General features: G+C 70.2%; 19 protein-coding genes and 1 pseudogene. 12 read left to right on the forward strand and 8 right to left on the reverse strand.

The features are described from left to right. Nucleotides 1-40: 40 nt before the first annotated feature. Nucleotides 41-466, forward strand: a pseudogene (locus ACQEV1_RS16190) (HIT family protein); the annotation flags it as partial. Further along, entirely contained in the window at nt 466-1,935 is a 1,470-nt protein-coding gene (locus ACQEV1_RS16195; RefSeq protein ID WP_433394597.1) for a DUF2079 domain-containing protein, read from the forward strand. The pseudogene ACQEV1_RS16190 and the gene ACQEV1_RS16195, both read left to right, overlap by 1 nt. Nucleotides 1,936-1,950: 15 nt before the next feature. On the opposite strand, the gene ACQEV1_RS16200 is transcribed toward ACQEV1_RS16195, so the two are convergent. Together ACQEV1_RS16200 and ACQEV1_RS16205 are read right to left on the reverse strand one after the other, a co-directional pair. Next, entirely contained in the window at nt 1,951-3,141 is a 1,191-nt protein-coding gene (locus tag ACQEV1_RS16200) for a Cmx/CmrA family chloramphenicol efflux MFS transporter (RefSeq protein WP_433394598.1), read from the reverse strand. Then, complete coding sequence (locus ACQEV1_RS16205) at nt 3,141-3,893, reverse strand: SDR family oxidoreductase (RefSeq protein ID WP_433394599.1); 753 nt, start codon at nt 3,891-3,893, stop codon at nt 3,141-3,143. The genes ACQEV1_RS16200 and ACQEV1_RS16205 overlap by 1 nt, the downstream gene beginning before the upstream one ends. A 75-nt stretch (nt 3,894-3,968) precedes the next feature. On the opposite strand from ACQEV1_RS16205, the gene ACQEV1_RS16210 reads away from it, so the two are divergent. Beyond that, a complete protein-coding gene (locus ACQEV1_RS16210) occupies nt 3,969-4,556 on the forward strand; it encodes a TetR/AcrR family transcriptional regulator (protein WP_433394600.1) in 588 nt (195 codons plus the stop codon). A gap of 13 nt (nt 4,557-4,569) precedes the next feature. Here the strand turns inward: ACQEV1_RS16210 and ACQEV1_RS16215 are convergent, their stop codons facing one another. From ACQEV1_RS16215 to ACQEV1_RS16225, 3 genes are read right to left on the reverse strand one after another with little or no spacing between them, the layout of a single operon-like run. Next, nucleotides 4,570-5,253, reverse strand: coding sequence for a pyridoxamine 5'-phosphate oxidase family protein (locus ACQEV1_RS16215; RefSeq protein ID WP_432705523.1), 684 nt, complete (start codon nt 5,251-5,253; stop codon nt 4,570-4,572). Beyond that, nucleotides 5,238-6,593 carry an aspartate aminotransferase family protein gene (locus ACQEV1_RS16220; RefSeq protein WP_433394601.1) on the reverse strand — a complete coding sequence of 452 codons (1,356 nt, stop codon included), beginning with the start codon at nt 6,591-6,593 and terminating at the stop codon, nt 5,238-5,240. Before ACQEV1_RS16220 ends, ACQEV1_RS16215 begins: the two co-directional genes overlap by 16 nt. 26 nt (nt 6,594-6,619) lie before the next feature. Continuing rightward, the gene (locus tag ACQEV1_RS16225; protein WP_285569007.1) at nt 6,620-7,120 is read right to left on the reverse strand and encodes an Lrp/AsnC family transcriptional regulator; all 501 of its coding nucleotides are present in this window, start codon (nt 7,118-7,120) and stop codon (nt 6,620-6,622) included. 111 nt (nt 7,121-7,231) lie between these two features. On the opposite strand from ACQEV1_RS16225, the gene ACQEV1_RS16230 reads away from it, so the two are divergent. The 6 genes from ACQEV1_RS16230 to ACQEV1_RS16255 all read left to right on the forward strand — a co-directional run bounded on the left by ACQEV1_RS16230 (nt 7,232) and on the right by ACQEV1_RS16255 (nt 14,188). Then, the gene (locus tag ACQEV1_RS16230) at nt 7,232-8,698 is read left to right on the forward strand and encodes a gamma-aminobutyraldehyde dehydrogenase (RefSeq protein ID WP_433394602.1); all 1,467 of its coding nucleotides are present in this window, start codon (nt 7,232-7,234) and stop codon (nt 8,696-8,698) included. A gap of 64 nt (nt 8,699-8,762) precedes the next feature. After that, complete coding sequence (locus ACQEV1_RS16235) at nt 8,763-9,890, forward strand: ABC transporter ATP-binding protein (protein WP_285617668.1); 1,128 nt, start codon at nt 8,763-8,765, stop codon at nt 9,888-9,890. Nucleotide 9,891: 1 nt separating this feature from the next. Beyond that, nucleotides 9,892-11,109, forward strand: a complete 1,218-nt coding sequence (locus tag ACQEV1_RS16240; protein WP_433394603.1) for a polyamine ABC transporter substrate-binding protein — start codon at nt 9,892-9,894, stop codon at nt 11,107-11,109. 3 nt (nt 11,110-11,112) lie between these two features. After that, the gene (locus tag ACQEV1_RS16245; protein ID WP_285617664.1) at nt 11,113-11,967 is read left to right on the forward strand and encodes an ABC transporter permease; all 855 of its coding nucleotides are present in this window, start codon (nt 11,113-11,115) and stop codon (nt 11,965-11,967) included. Next, entirely contained in the window at nt 11,964-12,794 is an 831-nt protein-coding gene (locus tag ACQEV1_RS16250) for an ABC transporter permease (RefSeq protein ID WP_285617662.1), read from the forward strand. The genes ACQEV1_RS16245 and ACQEV1_RS16250 overlap by 4 nt, the downstream gene beginning before the upstream one ends. After that, nucleotides 12,794-14,188: an NAD(P)/FAD-dependent oxidoreductase gene (locus ACQEV1_RS16255; RefSeq protein WP_433394604.1), complete on the forward strand. Its 1,395-nt coding sequence runs from the start codon at nt 12,794-12,796 to the stop codon at nt 14,186-14,188. The genes ACQEV1_RS16250 and ACQEV1_RS16255 overlap by 1 nt, the downstream gene beginning before the upstream one ends. Before the next feature lie 87 nt (nt 14,189-14,275). Here ACQEV1_RS16255 and ACQEV1_RS16260 read toward each other — a convergent pair whose 3' ends face one another. The 3 genes from ACQEV1_RS16260 to ACQEV1_RS16270 all read right to left on the reverse strand — a co-directional run bounded on the left by ACQEV1_RS16260 (nt 14,276) and on the right by ACQEV1_RS16270 (nt 15,758). Beyond that, nucleotides 14,276-14,803 carry a PH domain-containing protein gene (locus ACQEV1_RS16260; RefSeq protein WP_285568991.1) on the reverse strand — a complete coding sequence of 176 codons (528 nt, stop codon included), beginning with the start codon at nt 14,801-14,803 and terminating at the stop codon, nt 14,276-14,278. Between the two features lie 68 nt (nt 14,804-14,871). After that, entirely contained in the window at nt 14,872-15,372 is a 501-nt protein-coding gene (locus ACQEV1_RS16265) for a DinB family protein (RefSeq protein ID WP_285617659.1), read from the reverse strand. After that, the gene (locus tag ACQEV1_RS16270) at nt 15,369-15,758 is read right to left on the reverse strand and encodes an ArsR/SmtB family transcription factor (RefSeq protein WP_433394605.1); all 390 of its coding nucleotides are present in this window, start codon (nt 15,756-15,758) and stop codon (nt 15,369-15,371) included. Before ACQEV1_RS16270 ends, ACQEV1_RS16265 begins: the two co-directional genes overlap by 4 nt. 85 nt (nt 15,759-15,843) lie before the next feature. Here ACQEV1_RS16270 and ACQEV1_RS16275 point away from each other — a divergent pair, with 85 nt between their 5' ends. The 3 genes from ACQEV1_RS16275 to ACQEV1_RS16285 all read left to right on the forward strand — a co-directional run bounded on the left by ACQEV1_RS16275 (nt 15,844) and on the right by ACQEV1_RS16285 (nt 18,211). After that, entirely contained in the window at nt 15,844-16,833 is a 990-nt protein-coding gene (locus ACQEV1_RS16275; protein WP_433394606.1) for a quinone oxidoreductase family protein, read from the forward strand. Nucleotides 16,834-17,030: 197 nt separating this feature from the next. Further along, complete coding sequence (locus ACQEV1_RS16280; RefSeq protein ID WP_433394607.1) at nt 17,031-17,627, forward strand: dihydrofolate reductase family protein; 597 nt, start codon at nt 17,031-17,033, stop codon at nt 17,625-17,627. Between the two features lie 260 nt (nt 17,628-17,887). Further along, entirely contained in the window at nt 17,888-18,211 is a 324-nt protein-coding gene (locus ACQEV1_RS16285; protein WP_433394608.1) for a YciI family protein, read from the forward strand. The last annotated feature ends 111 nt before the right edge of the window (nt 18,212-18,322 follow it).

Genomic DNA, 18,322 nt, shown 5'->3' on the forward strand with positions numbered 1-18,322 from the left:
CCTGGACTCTACCGGCGTCACGTAAGACCAACGTAAGCGGAAGAATGCCACCATGGACTGCGCGTTCTGCGAGATCGTCGCGGGGAGGCGACCCGCCCACGTCGTGCTGGACGACGACGGGCCCGCCGTGGCCTTCCTCGACACCCGGCCCCTGTTCAAGGGGCACACGCTGCTCGTGCCGCGGGAGCACTACGAGACCCTGCCCGACCTGCCGCCCGAGCTGCTGGCCCCCTACTTCGGCGCCGCCCAGCGGCTCGCCGAGGCGATGGAGACCGTGCTGGGGGCCGCCGGGTCGTTCGTCGCGATGAACAACCGGGTCAGCCAGAGCGTGCCGCACCTGCACACCCATGTCGTGCCGCGCAACCGCAAGGACGGCCTGCGCGGGTTCTTCTGGCCGCGCACCAAGTACGCCTCCGACGACGAGGCGCGCGAGTACGCCAAGCGTCTGCGCGAGGCGCTCGGCTGATGCTCGCCGAGGCCACCGAACCGCGCACCGGGACGCCCCGCCGCCAGGCGGTGGCGGTCGGGGCCCTCACCGTGGTGGTGGCGGCCGTCTACTCGGTGTACGCCCTCGTACGGTTCTGGGCCTTCCGCACCACGACGTACGACCTGGTGATCTTCGACCAGGCGGTACGGTCCTACAGCCGTATGCACCTGCCCGTCGCGATCGTCAAGGGCGTGCACAACGGGTTCGGCGCGCAGTTCAACGTGCTCGGCGACCACTTCTCGCCGATCCTCGCGCTGCTCGCCCCGCTGTACTGGATCCACGACGGGCCGCAGACCCTCCTCGTCGCCCAGTCGGTGCTGCTGGCGCTGACGATCGTCCCGCTCTGGGCGTTCACGCGGCGGCGGCTCGGGAGCGGGCCGGCGTACTGCGTCTCCGCCGTGTACGCGCTGGCGTGGCCGGTGGCCGAGACGCTGGCGTTCGACTTCCACGAGATGGCGTTCGCGCCGGTCCTGTCGATGCTCGTGCTCGAACGCCACGAGGCCGGCCGGCGGTGGCAGAGCGCGGCGGCGGCCGGCGCTCTGCTGCTGGTGAAGGAGGACATGGGCCTGCTGGTCGCCGGCTTCGGGCTGTACCTGCTGACCCGGCCGGGCGAACGGAGACGTGCGGCCTTTCTCGTCGTGGCCGGGGTGTTCTGGACGTGGCTCGCCTCACGGGTGCTGATCCCGGCCTTCGGCGGCTCGGCCGACTACTACTGGGCGTACGACGCGCTCGGCCGCGATCTGCCGCACGCGGCCTCCGGTGCGCTCACGCATCCGTGGACCGTCGGCCGGCTCCTGGTCACCCCGCACGTCAAGGTGACGACGATGCTGTGGCTGGTGGCCCCGCTGCTGCTGCTTCCGCTCCTGTCACCGATCACGCTGGCGGTGCTGCCGCTGCTGGCCGAGCGGATGCTGTCGAGCCGGTTCGGGCACTGGTGGGAGCCGCGGTTCCACTACAACGTCGCGCTGGCCGCCCTCCTCGTCGCGGCGGGCGTCGACGGCGCGGCCCGCCTCGGGCGGCTGCTGCCGCGGCTGCGGGCCGAGCACGTGTGGCCGGTGGCCGCCCTGGCCGCGACGCTGGCGGTGGTCCCGCACTTCGCCTTCGCCAAGTTCGCCGAGCGCGGCTTCTACCGGCGCGACGCGCGGGCCAGGGCCGTGGCCGCGATCCTGCCGGCCATCCCGGACGGCGCGCTGGTCGAGGCGCCCAACGGGGTGGGCCCGCAGCTGAGCGGCCGTACGCGGGTGCTGTTGTGGGACGACCGGCCGCGCTGGGCGCCGTGGGTGGTGGCCGACGTGGCGGCTCTGGACTTTCCGTTCCCCTCGCTGCAGGCTCAGCGCGACCGGGTGAGCCTGCTGCGGCGCGAGGGCTATGCGGTGGTCCGGCAGCAGGACGGGTACCTGCTGCTCAACCGCCCGGGGTCGGTTCCCGATCTGCGCCCTGCCCGCTGACCGCTCGGCCGTGGGTCAGACGGCGGCGCACGGTCGCCGCTCTCCGTGCGGCACTCGGGAGCGATGAGCCCGTGTGATGGTCGTCTCGATGGCCAGCAGTGCCAGTGCGACGCCGGCGAGGCATGCGCCGATCCAGGCCACCGCCGGGTAGCCGAGCCCCGCGGTGAGCGCCGTCCCGCCGAGCCACGGGCCGACGCTGATGCCGATGTTGAACGCCGAGGTGTTCCCCGCGACCGCCAGTGTCGGTGCCGCCGGGGCGATTCCGAACACCCGTGAGTTGAGCGCCGGGTTGGTGCCGAACCCGGCCAGTCCCAGCAGCAACACCAAGATCACAACGGCCACGGCATGCGGTGCGGCGAGCCCGAGCATGACCGAGATGACCAGCAGCCCGGTGAAGCCGGCGGCGAGGACGCCGAGGGGCCGAGTGTCGGCGGCGCGGCCACCGACCGCCATGCCGAGCAGTGCACCGATGCCGTACACGAGCAGGACGCCGGGCACCCAGGCGGCATCGAGGCCGGTCGTGTCGACGAGCATCGCGCCCAGGTAGGAGAACGTACCCAGTAGCGCGGCGGTGGAGACCGCCGTCATGGCGTACGACAGCCACAGCCTCGGCGGGGCGAGCCCGCGCAGCTCTTCGCGCACTCGCGGCGTGGTCGTGGGGCGGAGGTCGGGCACCTTGGCGAGCACGGCGAGGATGGCCAGGGCGGCGAGCGCGGCGACGCACCAGAACGCTCCTCGCCAGCCGAGGTGCTGGCCGATCCAGGTGCCGGCGGGCAGCCCGATCACGGTGGCGACGGTGAGACCGCCGGCGACGATGCTCATCACGCGTCCGCGCCGGTCGGGTGGGACGAGTGCCATGGCAGTGCTTCCACCGACGGCCCAGAATCCGGCATAGACGAATGCGCCGACGAATCGGGCGGCGAACAGCACGGCGTAGCTCGAGGTCAGCGCGCCGACCACGTGCGCGAGGACGAAGATCGCCAGGAAGGCGGTCATGGCCCGTTTGCGCGGCCAGCGCAGCGTGACGATGGCCAGGGTGGGCGCGCCGATGAGCATGCCGAGCGCGAATCCGGAGATCAGCAGCCCTGCCTGCGAGATCGTGACGTGGAGATCGGCGGCGAGTTCCGGCAGCAGGCCGGCGAGCATCAGTTCGCTGGTGCCCTGGGCGAAGATCGCGAACCCGATGATCAGGACCGGGACGGGCATCAGAGCATCGACCCGCCACTCGCGTCGATCCACTGCCCGGTCACCCATCGTGCGTCTTCCGAGGCGAGAAAGGCGACGACGTCGGCGATGTCGTCCGGCTGCGCGACGCGGTTCAGCGGAGACAGAGCGGCGATCGCGGCGCGGCCCTCCTCCGTCGCGAGCCTCGCGGTGTTCATGTCGGTGTCGGTCGCGCCGGGGCCGACGGCGTTGACCGTGATCGCGCGCGGTCCGAGTTCCTTGGCCAGGGACGCCGTCAGCGAGTCGACCGCGGCCTTCGACATCGCGTACGCCATCAGCTCCGGGAGTCGCGCGCCGTGGGTGAACCGGGTGGAGACATTGATGATCCGGCCGCCGTCGCGCAGCCGCGACAGGCCATGCTGGGCGAGGAAGAACGCCGCCTTGGTGTTGACCGCGAAGACCTCGTCATAGCGCGCCTCGTCGACCTCGGCGAAGGGGATCCGCCCGCCCAGGACGCCCGCGTTGTTGACTAGGACGTCCACCCCGTCGGCGTGTTCGTCGAACGCCGTCCACACCGTCTCGGCGTCACCCGGGATCCCGAGCCGAGCCTGGATCGCGAAGGCATGGCCACCGCCGTCGCGGATCGTCCCGACGGTCCGTTCGGCGGCTTCGGCGCTGCTGCCGTAGTGCACGCCGACTCGCGCGCCGTCGCGAGCCAGCCGAAGCGCGATCGCCCGGCCGATTCCCCGGCCCGCACCGGTGACCAACGCCGTCTTACCCGTCAGCGATCCCATGAGCACTCCTTTATCTAACGGCCGTTACAAAACGAACCGTAGCATATTGTCTAACGGGCGCTATAAAATGGGCTCATGGCGACGACGCGTGGACGTCCCTCCTCCTTCGACCGGGACGCGGTCCTGGACAAGGCGATCCGGCTGTTCTGGCGGCGGGGCTACGAGGGCACCTCGGTACGGGATCTCAGCGAGGAGCTCGGGATCGGTGCTCCGAGCATCTACAACGCCTTCGGCGACAAGCGGACGTTCTTCGCCGAGGTCCTCCGCGTGTACGACGAGAAGTACGGCGGGTTCATCGACGCGGCCCTGGCCGAGGAGCGCACCGCCAAGGAGGCGGCCACACGCGTCTTCGCCGAGGCGCCGACCCGTTACAGCCGTCGCGGCCTGCCGACCGGATGCCTCATCATCAGTGGCGACGCCGGCACCGCCGACGTCACGGTGGCGACGCGGTTGCGGCGCATCCGGGAGGCCAAGGTCGCCGCGTTCGCCGACAAGATCCGCGCCGACCTGAGCTCCGGTGAGCTTCCCGCCGACACCGACGCACAGGCGTTGGCCCGCTACACGATGTCGACGCTGAGCGGAATCGCGCAGGCGGCCCGCGACGGCGTACGCAGGACCGAACTCGAGCACGCCGCGCGGATCGCACTGGGCGCGTGGCCGTGAACGTCGAGCCCGGTCACATCGGTTCCCGGCCTGCGCCCGGAGGGAGCAGGCCGGCGATGTGGGCGGGCGCCGGGAGGCCGTCCGGAAGCGCCGGGTCGGGTACGGGCGGACGGGAGACGACCTCCAGCGGCACGACCCCGGCCCACAGCCCCAGCGAGGCGTCCGGGCCGTCGCCGTCCGCCGGCGGTCCCTCCGCGACCTTCACCGACGCCTCGTCCAGGGGCAGGGCGAAGATCACTGTGGCGGCGAGCTCCTTACGGCTCGGTCGCCGCGCGTAGTCCCACTGGCCGGGCGCCGCGTGCTCGGTCAGCACGCGCAGCCCCTCCACTTTGGCCTCCCCGGACAGTGCGCGCGGCAGGCCGTACACCATCGCGCTGCGGTAGTTGACCCCGTGCTCGAACACCGAGCGGGCCAGCACCAGCCCGTCCACGTGCGTCACCGTCACGCACACCGTCCGCCCGCCCGCCAGGCTCCGGCTGGCGACCGACCCGTGGAAGTACAGGAAGGAGTCGTCGAAGCCGTACACCGTCGGCACGACCATCGGCGCGCCGTCGACGATGACGCCCAGATGGCAGACGAATCCGGCGCGCAGCACGGCGAACAGGGCCGCACGGTCGGTGCGGCCCTGGTCGCGCAGCCGCCGATGCCGCGTGCGCTCCGTGCCGGACAGCCCCGAGGCCATCAGACCCGCGTCCACGCCTCCGTCAGCACCGACCGCAGGATCCGTTCGATCTCGTCGAAGTGCTCCTGGCCGCAGATCAGCGGCGGGGCAAGCTGGATGACCGGGTCGCCGCGGTCGTCGGCCCGGCAGACCAGGCCCGCGTCGAACAGCGCCGGCGACAGGAACCCGCGCAGCAGCCGTTCGGACTCGTCGTCGTCGAAGGTCAGCTTGGTGGTCTTGTCCTTCACGAGCTCGATGCCGTAGAAGTAGCCGTCGCCGCGTACGTCGCCGACGATGGGCAGGTCGTTCAGCCGTTCGAGGGTGGAGCGGAAACCGGCCTCGTTCGCGCGGACGTTCTCGAGGACCTTCTCCTTCTCGAACACCTCCAGGTTGGCCAGGGCCACGGCCGTCGAGACCGGGTGCCCGGCGAAGGTGATGCCGTGCAGGAACGTCGCGGTTCCTTCGTTGAACGGCTCCATCAGCCGGTCGTCGACGAGCATGCCGCCCAGCGGCGAGTAGCCGGAGGTCAGGCCCTTGGCGAAGGTGATGATGTCGGGCCGGTAGCCGTACCGGTCGGCGCCGAAGTAGTGGCCGAGCCGACCGAACGCGCAGATCACCTCGTCGGAGACGAGCAGCACGCCGTGCCGGTCGCAGATCTCGCGGACCCGCTGGAAGTAGCCGGGCGGCGGCGGGAAGCAGCCGCCGGAGTTCTGCACCGGCTCCAGGTACACCGCGGCCACCGTCTCGGGCCCCTCGCGCTCGATGGCCCGCTCGATCTCGTCCGCCGCCCACTGCCCGAACCGCTCCAGCGAGTCGCCGTGCTCGGGCGCGCGGTAGAAGTTGGTGTTCGGCACGCGTACGGATCCGGGCACGAGCGGTTCGAACGGCGGCTTGATGCCGGCCAGGCCGGTGATCGACAGCGCGCCCATCGACGTGCCGTGGTAGGCGATGTCCCGGCTGATCACCTTGTAGCGCTCCGGCTGCCCGACCAGCTTGAAGTAGTTGCGGGCGAGCTTGAACGCCGACTCGACGGCCTCGGACCCGCTGGTGGTGAAGAACACCCGGTTCAGGTCGCCGGGCGCGAGGCCGGCCAGGCGCTCGGCCAGCTCGACGGCGTTCGGGTGGGCGTAGGACCAGAGCGGGAAGTAGGCCAGCTCGCCGGCCTGGCGGCCCGCGGCCTCGGCGAGCTCGGTCCGGCCGTGGCCGAGCTGGGAGACGAACAGGCCGGACAGCCCGTCGAGGTAGCGACGGCCCCGGTCGTCGTAGACGTACGGGCCCTCACCGCGCACGATGACCGGAACCTCGCTGTCCTTGTACGCCGACATCCGGGTGAAGTGCAGCCACAGATGGCGTTTTGCCGAATCCTGTGTGGTCATGGGCCGCTCAGCCTCCTTACGCTGGGTCATCGCGTTCCCCAGGAGTAGATCTGCTTGCGCAGTTTGAGGTAGACGAAGCTCTCGGTGCTGGTGACGGTCGGTACGGCCCGGATGCGGCCCAGAAGTTCGAGGAGGTGGTCGTCGTTCTCGCAGACGAGCTCGGCGAGCAGGTCGAAGGACCCGGCGGTGATGACGACGTAGTCGATCTCGTCGATCGCGGCCAGCGCGTCCGCGACCGCGGTGAGGTCGCCCTCGCACTTGACGCCGATCATCGCCTGCCGTGGGAAGCCCAGGGACAGCGGGTCGGTGACCGCGACGATCTGCATCACGCCGGCTTCGAGCAGCCGCTGCACCCGCTGGCGCACCGCCGCCTCCGACAGGCCGACGGCCTTGCCGAGCGCCGCGTACGAACGGCGCCCGTCCGCCTGCAGCAGCTCAATGATCTTCTTTGACGTCTCGTCGAGGTTCACACCGGTGCGCCGCCCGCTCGGCGTCTGCCGGACCGGCGGTGGGTGTTCGTCGCTCATCGAGTCCTCCTCGATGCGACATCGTGTCACCTGTGCCGTGATTGTCAAGGAATCCATCGTGAAATCCGATTGTAACAACGGAATCCCTTGTTTCACCTCGACGGTTCTGCCATGGTCGGGGCCATCCGTTCCGGACCCCGGAGGTCGAGGGTGACGCTGCGAAACTTCGTGGGCGGCGAGTACGTCGAGGCCAAGGACGGCCGCGTCTCCGACGTGGTCGACCCGAGTACGGGCGAGCCGTACGACCAGGCTCCGGTCTCCGGATCCGCGGACGTCGACGCGGCGATGACCGCGGCCGAGGCCGCCTTCCCGGGCTGGCGCGACGCCACGCCCGCCGAGCGCAGCCTGGCCCTGCTCCGCATCGCCGACGCCGTCGAGGCCAGGGCGGAGGAGTTCGTCCAGGCCGAGTGCCGCAACACCGGCAAGCCGCTCCAGCTCACCCGGGACGAGGAGATCGGCCCGATGGTGGATGAGTTCCGGTTCTTCGCCGGCTGCGCCCGCCTGCTCGAAGGCCGGTCGGCGGGGGAGTACCTGGCCGGCCACACCTCGATGATCCGCCGCGAGCCCATCGGCGTCTGCGCGCAGGTCACACCGTGGAACTACCCGATGGTCATGGCCACCTGGAAGATCGCGCCGGCGCTCGCGGCGGGCAACACCGTCGTGCTCAAACCCTCCGATACGACGCCTGTCACCACGCTCCTTCTGGCCGAGATCGCGGCCGAGTTCCTCCCGCCCGGCGTGCTCAACGTCGTCTGCGGCGACCGCGACACCGGGCGCGAACTCGTGGCACACCGGATCCCGCAGATGGTCTCGGTCACCGGATCCGTACGGGCGGGCAAGGAGGTCGCCCGGCAGGCCGCCGACACGCTCAAGAAGGTGCACCTCGAGCTCGGCGGCAAGGCCCCGGTCATCGTCTTCGACGACGCCGACGTGGAACGTGCCGCCCAGGGCATCGCCGAGGCGGGCTACTTCAACGCCGGGCAGGACTGCACCGCGGCCACCCGCGTGATCGCCGGTCCGGGCGTGCACGACGACTTCGTCGCCGCACTGGCCGAGCGGGCGCGCACCACCACGGTCGGCCCGCCGTCGCAGGAGGACGCCTTCTACGGCCCGCTGAACAACGCGAACCAGTTCGCCCGCGTGAGCGGCTTCCTCGACCGCGTGCCCGCGCACGCCGAGGTCGTCGCCGGCGGCGAACGCCTGGGCGACCGCGGCTACTTCTACGCGCCCACCGTCGTCACCGGGCTCGCCCAGGACGACGAGATGATCCAGGACGAGATCTTCGGCCCGGTCATCACCGTGCAGCGCTTCACCGACGAAGAACAGGCGTTGCGCTGGGCCAACGGCGTGGACTACGGCCTGGCGGCGAGCGTGTGGACCAGGGACCACGGCCGTGCGCTGCGGATGGCCAAGGGCCTCGACTTCGGCGCCGTCTGGATCAACACGCACATCCCGTTCGCGTCGGAGATGCCGCACGGCGGCTACAAGCACTCGGGGTACGGCAAGGACCTGTCGATGTACGGGTTCGAGGACTACACGCGGATCAAGCACGTGATGAGTCACATCGGAGTCTCGTGACCGAGCGGAGCGAGGGAACCATCGAACACAGCACGGTGGTCACGAGGCCGACGAAGGAGGTCTCGTGACGGATACGAAAGAGGCGGGGACGCCCGTCGGCGCCGACCTCGCGGCGATCGAGCTGAACGGCGTCAAGAAGACCTTCCACGCGCACGGTGACGCGGTCGCGGCGGTCAAGGGCATCGACGTGTCCATCGGCGAGGGCGAGTTCTTCTCGCTGCTCGGCCCGTCCGGGTGCGGCAAGACCACGACGATGCGGATGATCGCCGGGTTCGACGAACCCACCGAGGGCGAGGTCTTCCTGCACGGCCGGAACGTCGTCGGCGTGCCGCCGAACAAACGGGACGTCAACATGGTGTTCCAGTCGTACGCGCTGTTCCCGCACATGAGCGTGTTCGAGAACGTCGCCTTCGGGCTGCGCCGCAAGGGCGTCGCCAAGAGCGAGGTCGCGCGGCGCGTCGGCGAGATGCTGGAGATCGTCGACCTGAAGGGCCGGGAGAAACGGCGACCGCGCGAGCTGTCCGGCGGCCAGCAGCAGCGGGTGGCCCTGGCCCGCGCCCTGGTCAACCGCCCGCGCGCCCTGCTGCTCGACGAGCCGCTCGGCGCGCTGGACCTCAAGCTCCGCCAGGCGATGCAGGTCGAGCTCAAGCGCATCCAGCGCGAGGTCGGCATCACGTTCGTGTACGTGACGCACGACCAGAACGAGGCGCTGACGATGTCGGACCGCATCGCGGTGATGAACGACGGCCGGATCGAGCAGCTCGGCACGCCGCGGGAGATCTACGAACGGCCCGCGACCACCTTCGTCGCCGGCTTCATCGGCACCTCCAACGTGCTGTCCGGCACCGTCGCCCGCGCCGGCGCGGGCCGCGCGGTCATCGAGCCGGGCCTGGGGGAGCGGATCGTGGTGCCCTGCACCGCCGCGCCGGGCGAGGAGATCGAGCTCACCGTACGGCCGGAGAAGATCGACGTCCGCTCCGATCCTCCGGCCGGTGACGGCTGCGCGCTGCGCGGCACCGTGACCGAGGTCGTGTACCTCGGCATGTTCACCAACTACAACGTGACGACCTCCACGGGCGCCGAGGTCGTCGTCTTCGTGCAGAACGTCTCCTCCGCGGACGACGTCGCCACCCGGGGGGACAGCGTCTGGCTGTCGTGGGATCCGCGCCACTCCTACGTGATCGGAGCCTGACATGAACACCAACCCCGCTCTTCTCCGCGGCATGACCGGTCGCCGGGACGCGCTCCGGCTCTTCGGCCTGGCCGGCGCGGGTCTCGGTCTGGCCGCCTGTGGCGTCAAGGGACAGAAGGCGGCCCCGCCGAAACAGAACGACGTGCAGAAGTACTGGGCCGGCAAGACCAAGAAGGGCCACCTGAGCTTCGCGAACTGGACCCTCTACATCGACAAGAACCGGACACCGCTGAAGGAGTTCACCCGGCAGACCGGCATCACGGTCACCTACCGCGAGGTCATCTCGGACGACCCGCAGTGGTTCGGCAAGATCGCCCCGCAGCTTCAGGCGGGCCAGTCGATCGGCTACGACCTCATGGTGGTGACGAACGGCCTGGAGTTCACCAAGCTCGTCGAACTCGGCTACCTCGTGCCGCTCGACCACTCCCAGATGCCGAACTTCACCAAGAACGTGGGGGCGGCGTACAAGCAGGAGTCCTTCGACAAGGGGAACGTCTACAGCGTCCCGTACGCGACCGGGCTCACCGGCATCGCGTACGACCCGAGCAAGACCGGGCGCGAGATCACCAGCATCCAGGACCTGTGGGACCCGAAGTTCAAGGGCAAGGTCGGGATGATGTCCGACGTGCAGGAGATCGGGAACTTCGGGATGTTCGCCGTCGGCGTCGACCCGGAGAAGTCGACCCCGGACGACTGGAAGAAGGCCGGCGCCAAGCTGCAGGAGCAGAAGGACAAGGGCATCGTCCGCAAGTACTACGAGAACGACTACATCGACGCGCTGTCGCGCGGCGACGTGTGGCTCACCATGGCCTGGTCCGGCGACATCTTCCAGCAGAACCTCAATGAGGGATCGAACCTGAAGTTCGTCATCCCCAAGGAGGGCGCCACGATCTGGACCGACAACATGATGATCCCCAAGACCGCGGAGAACCCGGTCGACGCCCTGATGATGATGGACTTCTTCTACCGGCCGGAGATCGCCGCCAACCTCGCCGAGTTCATCAACTATGTGACGCCGGTGCCGGCGGCCAAGGACGTCATCGCGGCCGACGCGGCCAAGGCCACCGGCGCGAAGAAGAAGACGCTGGAGTCGGTGGCGTCCAGCCCGCTGGTGTTCCCCACCGACGCCGACTACGCCAGGCTGCGGCACTACCGCTCGCTGACCCCTGCGGAGGAGAAGGACTACACCGCGGTCTTCCAGCACATCACGGCGGGTTGACCGATGCGCCGACGCCTCGCGCCGTACGCGCTGATCCTGCCCGGGGGGCTCTGGCTCGCCATCTTCTTCGTGGTGCCGATGGTCGTGATGCTGTCGTTCTCGCTGATGCAGGGCGACGTCGTCAACGGCTTCTCGCTCACCTGGCACTGGCAGAACTACAGCGAAGCCCTGTCCGACTACGACGACCAGCTCATCCGGTCGCTCGTCTACGGGGTGATCGCCACCGCCGCCTGCATCGTGCTGGCCTACCCGGTGGCGTACTGGATCGCCTTCCGCGGCGGCGCGCGCAAGACGACGTTCCTGTTCCTGCTCCTCCTGCCGTTCTTCGTGTCGTTCGTGCTGCGGACCTTCTCCTGGAAGTTCCTGCTGGCCGACGACGGCATCGTGCTGTCCCCGCTCAAGCACGCCGGACTCCTGCCGCAGGACTTCCACGTGATCGCCACCGGGTTCGCGGTGGTGGCCGGTCTCACGTACAACTACCTGCCGTTCATGGTGCTGCCGATCTACGTGGCGCTGGAGCGGGTGGACCCGAAGATGATCGAGGCGGCGCAGGACCTGTACGCCTCGCCGGCGCAGGCGTTCGCGCGGGTGGTGTTCCCGCTCTCGCTGCCGGGGGTGTTCGCCGGGGTGCTGATGACGTTCGTGCCGGTCAGCGCCGACTATGTGAACGCCACCGTGCTCGGCGGCACCAACAACACGATGATCGGCAACATCATCCAGAACCTCTACCTGGTGAACAACGACTACCCGCAGGCCGCGGCGCTGTCCTTCACGCTGATGGCGATCCTGCTCATCGGGATCTTCCTGTACGCCAGGGCGCTGGGCACCGAGGACGTCCTGGAGGTGGCGACCCGATGACGTCGGTCGCGGCGGAGGAGAGCACCGGTACGGCATCGCGGAGGACGCGCGGGCGCTGGGGCGACCGGCTGCTCTTCGGCTACACCTGGCTGATCATCGTCTGGCTGTGCCTGCCGATCGCGGTGATGATCGCGTTCGGGTTCAACGACACCAAGGGCCGGCTCAACCTCACCTGGCAGGGCTTCACGGTCAAGTGGTACGGCCGGCTGTTCTCGGTGCCGGACCTGACCACGGCCCTGGTGAACTCCCTGACGATCGCGCTGGTCGCCACGGCCGTCAGCGCCGTCCTCGGCACGCTGATCGGGCTGGCCCTCGGCAGGTACCGCTTCCGCGGGCAGGGCGCGCTGAACCTCGTGCAGTTCGCCGCGATCTCCGCGCCGGAGACGGTCATGGGCGCGTCCCTGCTGTCGTTCTTCGTGCAGCTGAACGTCGGGCGCGGCTACTGGACGATCGTCATCGCGCACATCATGTTCTCGCTGTCGTTCGTCGCGGTGACCGTGCGCTCGCGGGTGCTCACCCTCGACCCGGCGATCGACGAGGCGGCCCGCGATCTGGGTGCGACCGGCTGGACCGCCTTCCGGCTCGTGACCCTGCCGATGATCTTCCCGGCGGTGCTGGCCGGCGGCCTGCTGGCGTTCGCGCTGTCGATCGACGACTTCATCATCACGAGCTTCAACAGCGGCTCCACGCTGACGTTCCCGCTGTGGATCTGGGGCGCGCAGAAGAACGGCCTTCCCCCGCAGGTCAACGTCATGGGGACGCTGATCTTCGTGGCCGGGGTGCTGCTCGCGGTCGGCAACGCGCTCCTCGCCCGCCGGCGTAGGTGATGAACGCGCTGAGGGCGCTGGCCGAGGCCGAGCCCACTCCGTACTGGCTGGCCGACCCGGCCGCGCCCGAGCCCGCCGCCGCCCTGACCGGCCCGGTCTCCTGCGACCTCGTGGTCGTCGGCGGCGGGTACACCGGGCTGTGGACCGCGCTGCGCGCCCGGGAACGCGACCCGTCGCTCGATGTCGTCCTCCTGGAGGCCGACGTCGCCGGCGGCGCCGCCTCCGGGCGCAACGGCGGCTTCTGCGCGGCGAGCCTCACGCACGGGCTGGGCAACGGCCTGGCCCGCTGGCCCGGGGAGATCGCCACGCTGGAGCGGCTCGGCCGGGAGAACCTCGACGGCATCGAGGCCACGCTCGCGCGCCACGGCATCGACGCGGAGTTCGAACGCACCGGCGAGCTGGACGTCGCCACCGAGGACTGGCAGCTCGCCGACCTCGCCGAACTGGCCGAGCGCGCGGGCGAGGCCGGGCGGACCCTCGAACTGCTCGACGCCGGCGCCGTACGGGCCGAGGTGGACTCGCCGACCTACCACGGCGGCCTGTGGGACCGGGACGGCGTCGCGCTCGTGCACCCGGCCAAGCTCGCCTGGGGCCTGCGGCGCGCGTGCCTGGCGGCGGGAGTGCGGATCTTCGAGCGCACGCCGGTGCGCGCCATCGAGGAGGAGGGCCGCGGGCTCCGGCTGCGGACCCCGTACGGCACGGTCACCGCCGGGAGGGTCGCGCTGGGCACCGGCGGCTTCCCCGCGCCGCTGCGCCGCCTGCGCCACTTCATCGCGCCGGTCTATGACTACGCGCTGGTCACCGAGCCGCTCTCCGACGCGCGGCTCGCCTCGGTGGGCTGGCGGAGCCGTACGGGGGTGGGCGACTCCGGCAACCGGTTCCACTACTACCGGCTGACCGCCGACAACCGGATCCTGTGGGGCGGCTACGACGCGATCTACCACTTCGGCGGCGCGGTGCGCGCCGAGCTCGAACGCCGGCCGGCCACGTTCGCGACGCTCGCCGGGCACTTCTTCACGACGTTCCCGCAGCTCGACGGCGTGCGCTTCACTCACGCGTGGGGCGGGGTCATCGACACGTGCAGCCGGTTCTGCGCCTTCTTCGGCACCGCGTACGGCGGGCGGCTCGCGTACGCCGCGGGCTACACCGGGCTCGGCGTCGGTGCGACGCGGTTCGGCGCCGACGTCATGCTCGACCTGCTGTCGGGCGAGGAGACCGAGCGCACCCGGCTGGCGATGGTCCGCTCCAAACCGGTGCCGTTCCCGCCGGAGCCACTGCGGTACGGCGCGGTACAGCTCACACGCTGGTCCCTGGCCCAAGCGGACCGCCACCAGGGCCGCCGCAACCTGTGGCTACGCGCCCTCGACGCCTTCGGCGTCGGCTTCGATTCGTGATGATGGTCGGGCTCGCCTCCTCACTCGCTACGCGGACGGCTCGTACCTCACCGGCCGCTCCGCTCGCTCGTCGGCTCGCCGCTCCGGTCAGTCGTCCCCGTGGCCGAACGCCACCGCGGAGATGTCGAGGTAGATCGCCTCGGGTTCGGGGACGTACTCCACCCGGGACAGGGCCTGGTCCTGGCCCGCGGACTCCAGCACGATCGTGCCGTACCCCAGCATCCGGCCCAGGATCGAGCGGTCGACCGTCAGGTCGGTGACCTTCGACAGCGGCATCATGTCGACGCGCCGCGTGACGATGCCGTGGACGAGCATGGCCCGGACCTTGGTGACCGCGAAGAACTCGTCGGACCACTCGAACACCTTGAAGACCAGCCGGGAGGCGACCATCAGGAAGCCCACCCAGATGACGGTGACGGCCGTGGAGTTGTGTACGAAACCGGTGAGCACGCCGGCGAGGATCAGCGCGCCGAGCGTCTCGAAGACCTGCTGCAGGAACACGGCGGGATGACGGCGGATCAACACTGTGTCGTCGTCCATCTCCTGCGGAAGCAGGTACTTCTGGAGATGGTGCGGATTGACGTTGCGTACGGCCAGAAAACCCGGGATCGGCACGTCCGCACTCTAACCCGAGGCCGCCGCGTTCGTGATCCATTTGGCCGCGCGTGGCCTGTTCCGGGGGCTCAGTCGCCGGTGACGCCGTCGAGCATCTCCCGCAGGATGTCGAGGTGGCCGTTGTGCCGGGCGGTCTCCTCGATGAGGTGCACGATGATCCATCGGAGCGTGACGTGCCCGCCCCGCCCCCGCTCGAGCTTCGACTCGGTGTCCAGGCTCAGCGAGCGCAGGACCTCGTTGTTGGCCGAACACTGCCGCTCGTACGCCGCCAGCAGCTCCGACAGCGGCGTGCCGTCGGCGCGGAAGTCGGCGTCCGGGTCCTCTTCGCTCCACGGCTGGTCGTCCGGGCCGCCGAGCAGTGTGTGCTCGACCCACCCGCGCTCCACCCAGTAGAGGTGGCTGACGAGCCCGGCGACGGTCATGAGGGGAGAGGAGGCGAGCAGCGGGCGGTGCGCGAGGTCCTCGGCCAGTCCCTCGGTCTTGACGAAGACGGTCGCCCGGTGCCAGTCGAGCCAGGAGATGAGCATCGAGCGCTCATCGGCGGCGTGCGGTGCGTCAGTACGGTTCATGACCTGGGATCATGCCGGTCGGCCCGGCTTGCGGCAACCGGCTGCTCACGGCCGGCCGCGCTCGTCTCGTAGGCGGTCACGATCGCGTCCAGCAGCCCGGGGAAGCGGCGGTCGAGATCCTCCGCGCGGAGCGTGGTCCACCGGCGCGTGCCCTCCTCGCGCTGCCGGATCACCCCGGATTCACGCAGCACGCGGAAGTGGTGGGACAGCGTCGAGGGCGCGACGTCGACCGGGAACGTCCCGCACGCGCGCTCCGGCGCGGAGCGCAGGGTCCGGACGATCGTCATCCGGGTCGGGTCGGACATCGCGTGCAGGATGTCCAGCACGTCGAAGTCCTCCGGCTCGGGATGGGTGAGCGCCGTGCGGCGGCGCTGGGATCTCGGCATCGTTCCCTCTTTCATTCGACAAACATCGTACAACGGTTGTACGGTTTTCGTAGTTCTGCGAACGTCGAACATCGAAGGAGCCGTAATGCGCGCACTGGTCATGACCGGGCCGTCCGAGGACGCCGGCCGGACGACGGTTCTCGAGGTCGAGGAGCCTCATCCGGGCGCGGGCGAGGTGACCGTCGAGGTGGAGTACGCCGGGATCAACTTCATCGACGTGATGGCCCGCCGCGGCGACCCCGGCTACGCGAAGGAGTGGCCGTACCGGCCAGGTCTGGAGGTGTCCGGCACGGTGCGGGAGGTCGGGCCGGGCGTCACGGGCCTCGACCCGGGGCGGCGGGTCGCCGCGTTCACCGGTGGCGGCGGGCTGGCCGAGGTGGTGCGCGTGCCGGCCGCCTCCGTCGTGCCCGTGCCCGGCGGCGTCCCGTCCCCGGTCGCCGCGGCGGCCCCGCTCATGTTGACCACCGGGCTCCTCCTCCTGCGCGACGCCGCGCGCTTCCGGCCCGGGGAGACCGTGCTGGTGCACTCGGCCGGCGGCGGGGTCGGGGGCGCGGTGGCCCGGCTCGTGCCGGCGCTCGGCGGAGGCCGCCTCATCGGGACCGTGGGCCGGCCCGCCGGCGTCGGCCCGGCGCTGGAGAGCGGGTACGACGCCGTGGTGCCGCGGGACGCCGGCCTGGAGGAGGCGATCCGCGCGGCCACCGGCGGCACCGGGGTGGACGTCGTGCTGGACCCGCTGGGCACCCGGGCGCTCCGCACCGACCTCGCCGTCGCCGCGCCCGGCGGCCGGATCGTCCTGTTCGGCAACGCCGGTGGCGGGGAGCAGGACGCGCTGCCCGCGGCCGGCCGGCTGATCGGCGGCAACCTGTCGATCGGCGGCTTCAGCATGAGCGGGCTGTGGGCGCACGCCACGCACCGCGCCGCGGCCGGCCTGCGCGAGGTCCTCGGCCTGGTCGCCGACGGCACGCTGGACCTGCCGGTCACCGAGGCCGGCGCGCTCGCGGAGGTGCCGGAGATCCATCAGCTGCTCGCCGAGGGGCGGGGGAGGGGCAAGTACGTCGTCCGGCCCGGGGCGTGACCGGCCTTCGAGGAACAGCCGAACGAGAAGTCACGCGCTCGGCCTCCACCACCGGGCCACCACCCGGCGATCGTCAGCGGCGGTGTGCGGAGAAGTCCTCGAAGATGATTCGAAGGAGGTGTCGGATCGGGTCGATCGTGTTCGTGGAAGTGGTGCAGCCGCCCGACGGAGGTGGCCTGAGAAAACGGAGCAGCACCATGAGCACCACCTTCACTGTCGACTTCTTCTGCAGCCTCGACGGCTACGGCATGGCCGAAGGCTGGCCCGGGTACTGGGGGAAGGAAGGCCCTGAGGTCCGCGAGGACCGGGTGCGCACCTTCGCGCAGGACCAGGTGTTCGTCTTCGGCGCGACGACGTTCCGGCAGTTCCGGAAGTTCGTGCGCATGTTCGACGAGCCCTACTACGACAGCCTGAACGAGCTGCCGAAGGTCGTGTTCTCCAGCACGCTCGAAGACCCGCTCGGGTGGCAGAACTCGACGGTTCTCAACGAGGACGCCGTGACGGCGATCGAGCGGCTGAAGCGCACCACGGACGTCCCGATGCGTTCGCACGGCAGCATCTCGCTGAACCGCGCTCTGCTCGCCGCCGGCCTCGTCGACCGGCTCGAAATCCTCATGTTCCCCGCCATCTCAGGTCGCGCTGGGCAAGCGGCGCTCTTCCACGACGGGCCGGAGTTCGACCTGGAGCTCATCGAGTCGACCGTGCTCGACGGGCGGACGCAGAAGCTCGTGTACGTCCCGCACCTTCACGGCGAGATCCCCAAGGGCGTCGGGCCGACGCGCAGGATGCCCTGATCCGCACCCACCGACCTGACCCGCGCCCACCGAAACGAGTGGGCGCGGGTCATTGCGTCGTTCGCCCAGCGGTTCGGTAATCTCGGCACCGCCGAGGACGCGGCTTCGGAGGCATTCCTGACGCTCGACCTGGTCGAGTCGCGATTCGACTTCCCGGGCGTGACGATCCCGGTTCACCGGTCGGCCGGACGCCCGCGGCAGGCGCTGGCGGAAATTCCGCCCCACCACACCGTCTTGACGCCACAGGAGATGATCTTCAGATGCAGTACCTGATCTCTGTCATCCACGACGAGGCCGGCCTTGCCACTCCGGAGGAGCACGCTGCGATCGACGTGTTCAATGACCGGCTCCGGGCCGAGGGCCACTGGGTCTTCGCCGGCGGCCTCGCGGCGCCCGGCACGGCCACCGTCATCGACAACCGGGGCGGGGAAACGATGTTCTCCGACGGGCCGTTCGTGGAGTCGAAGGAGTACCTCGCCGGCTTCTACGTCATCGAGGCCCCTGACCACGACGTGGCGCTCAAGCTCGCCGCCGAGGGGTCGAGGGCGTGTAATCGGAAGGTCGAGGTGCGGCCGTTCCTGTGAGCGGGGTCGATGTCCGGGAGGCGACCACCCACGTCCAGCCGTGAGGAGTGGCCCGGGACGAACTCGGGCCTGACGTCCTGAAAAAGATTTCGAAGGCGGTGTCGGATCGGG

It is taken from the genome of Actinoallomurus sp. CA-142502 (genome assembly GCF_050936355.1).
GTDB lineage: Bacteria > Actinomycetota > Actinomycetes > Streptosporangiales > Streptosporangiaceae > Actinoallomurus > Actinoallomurus iriomotensis.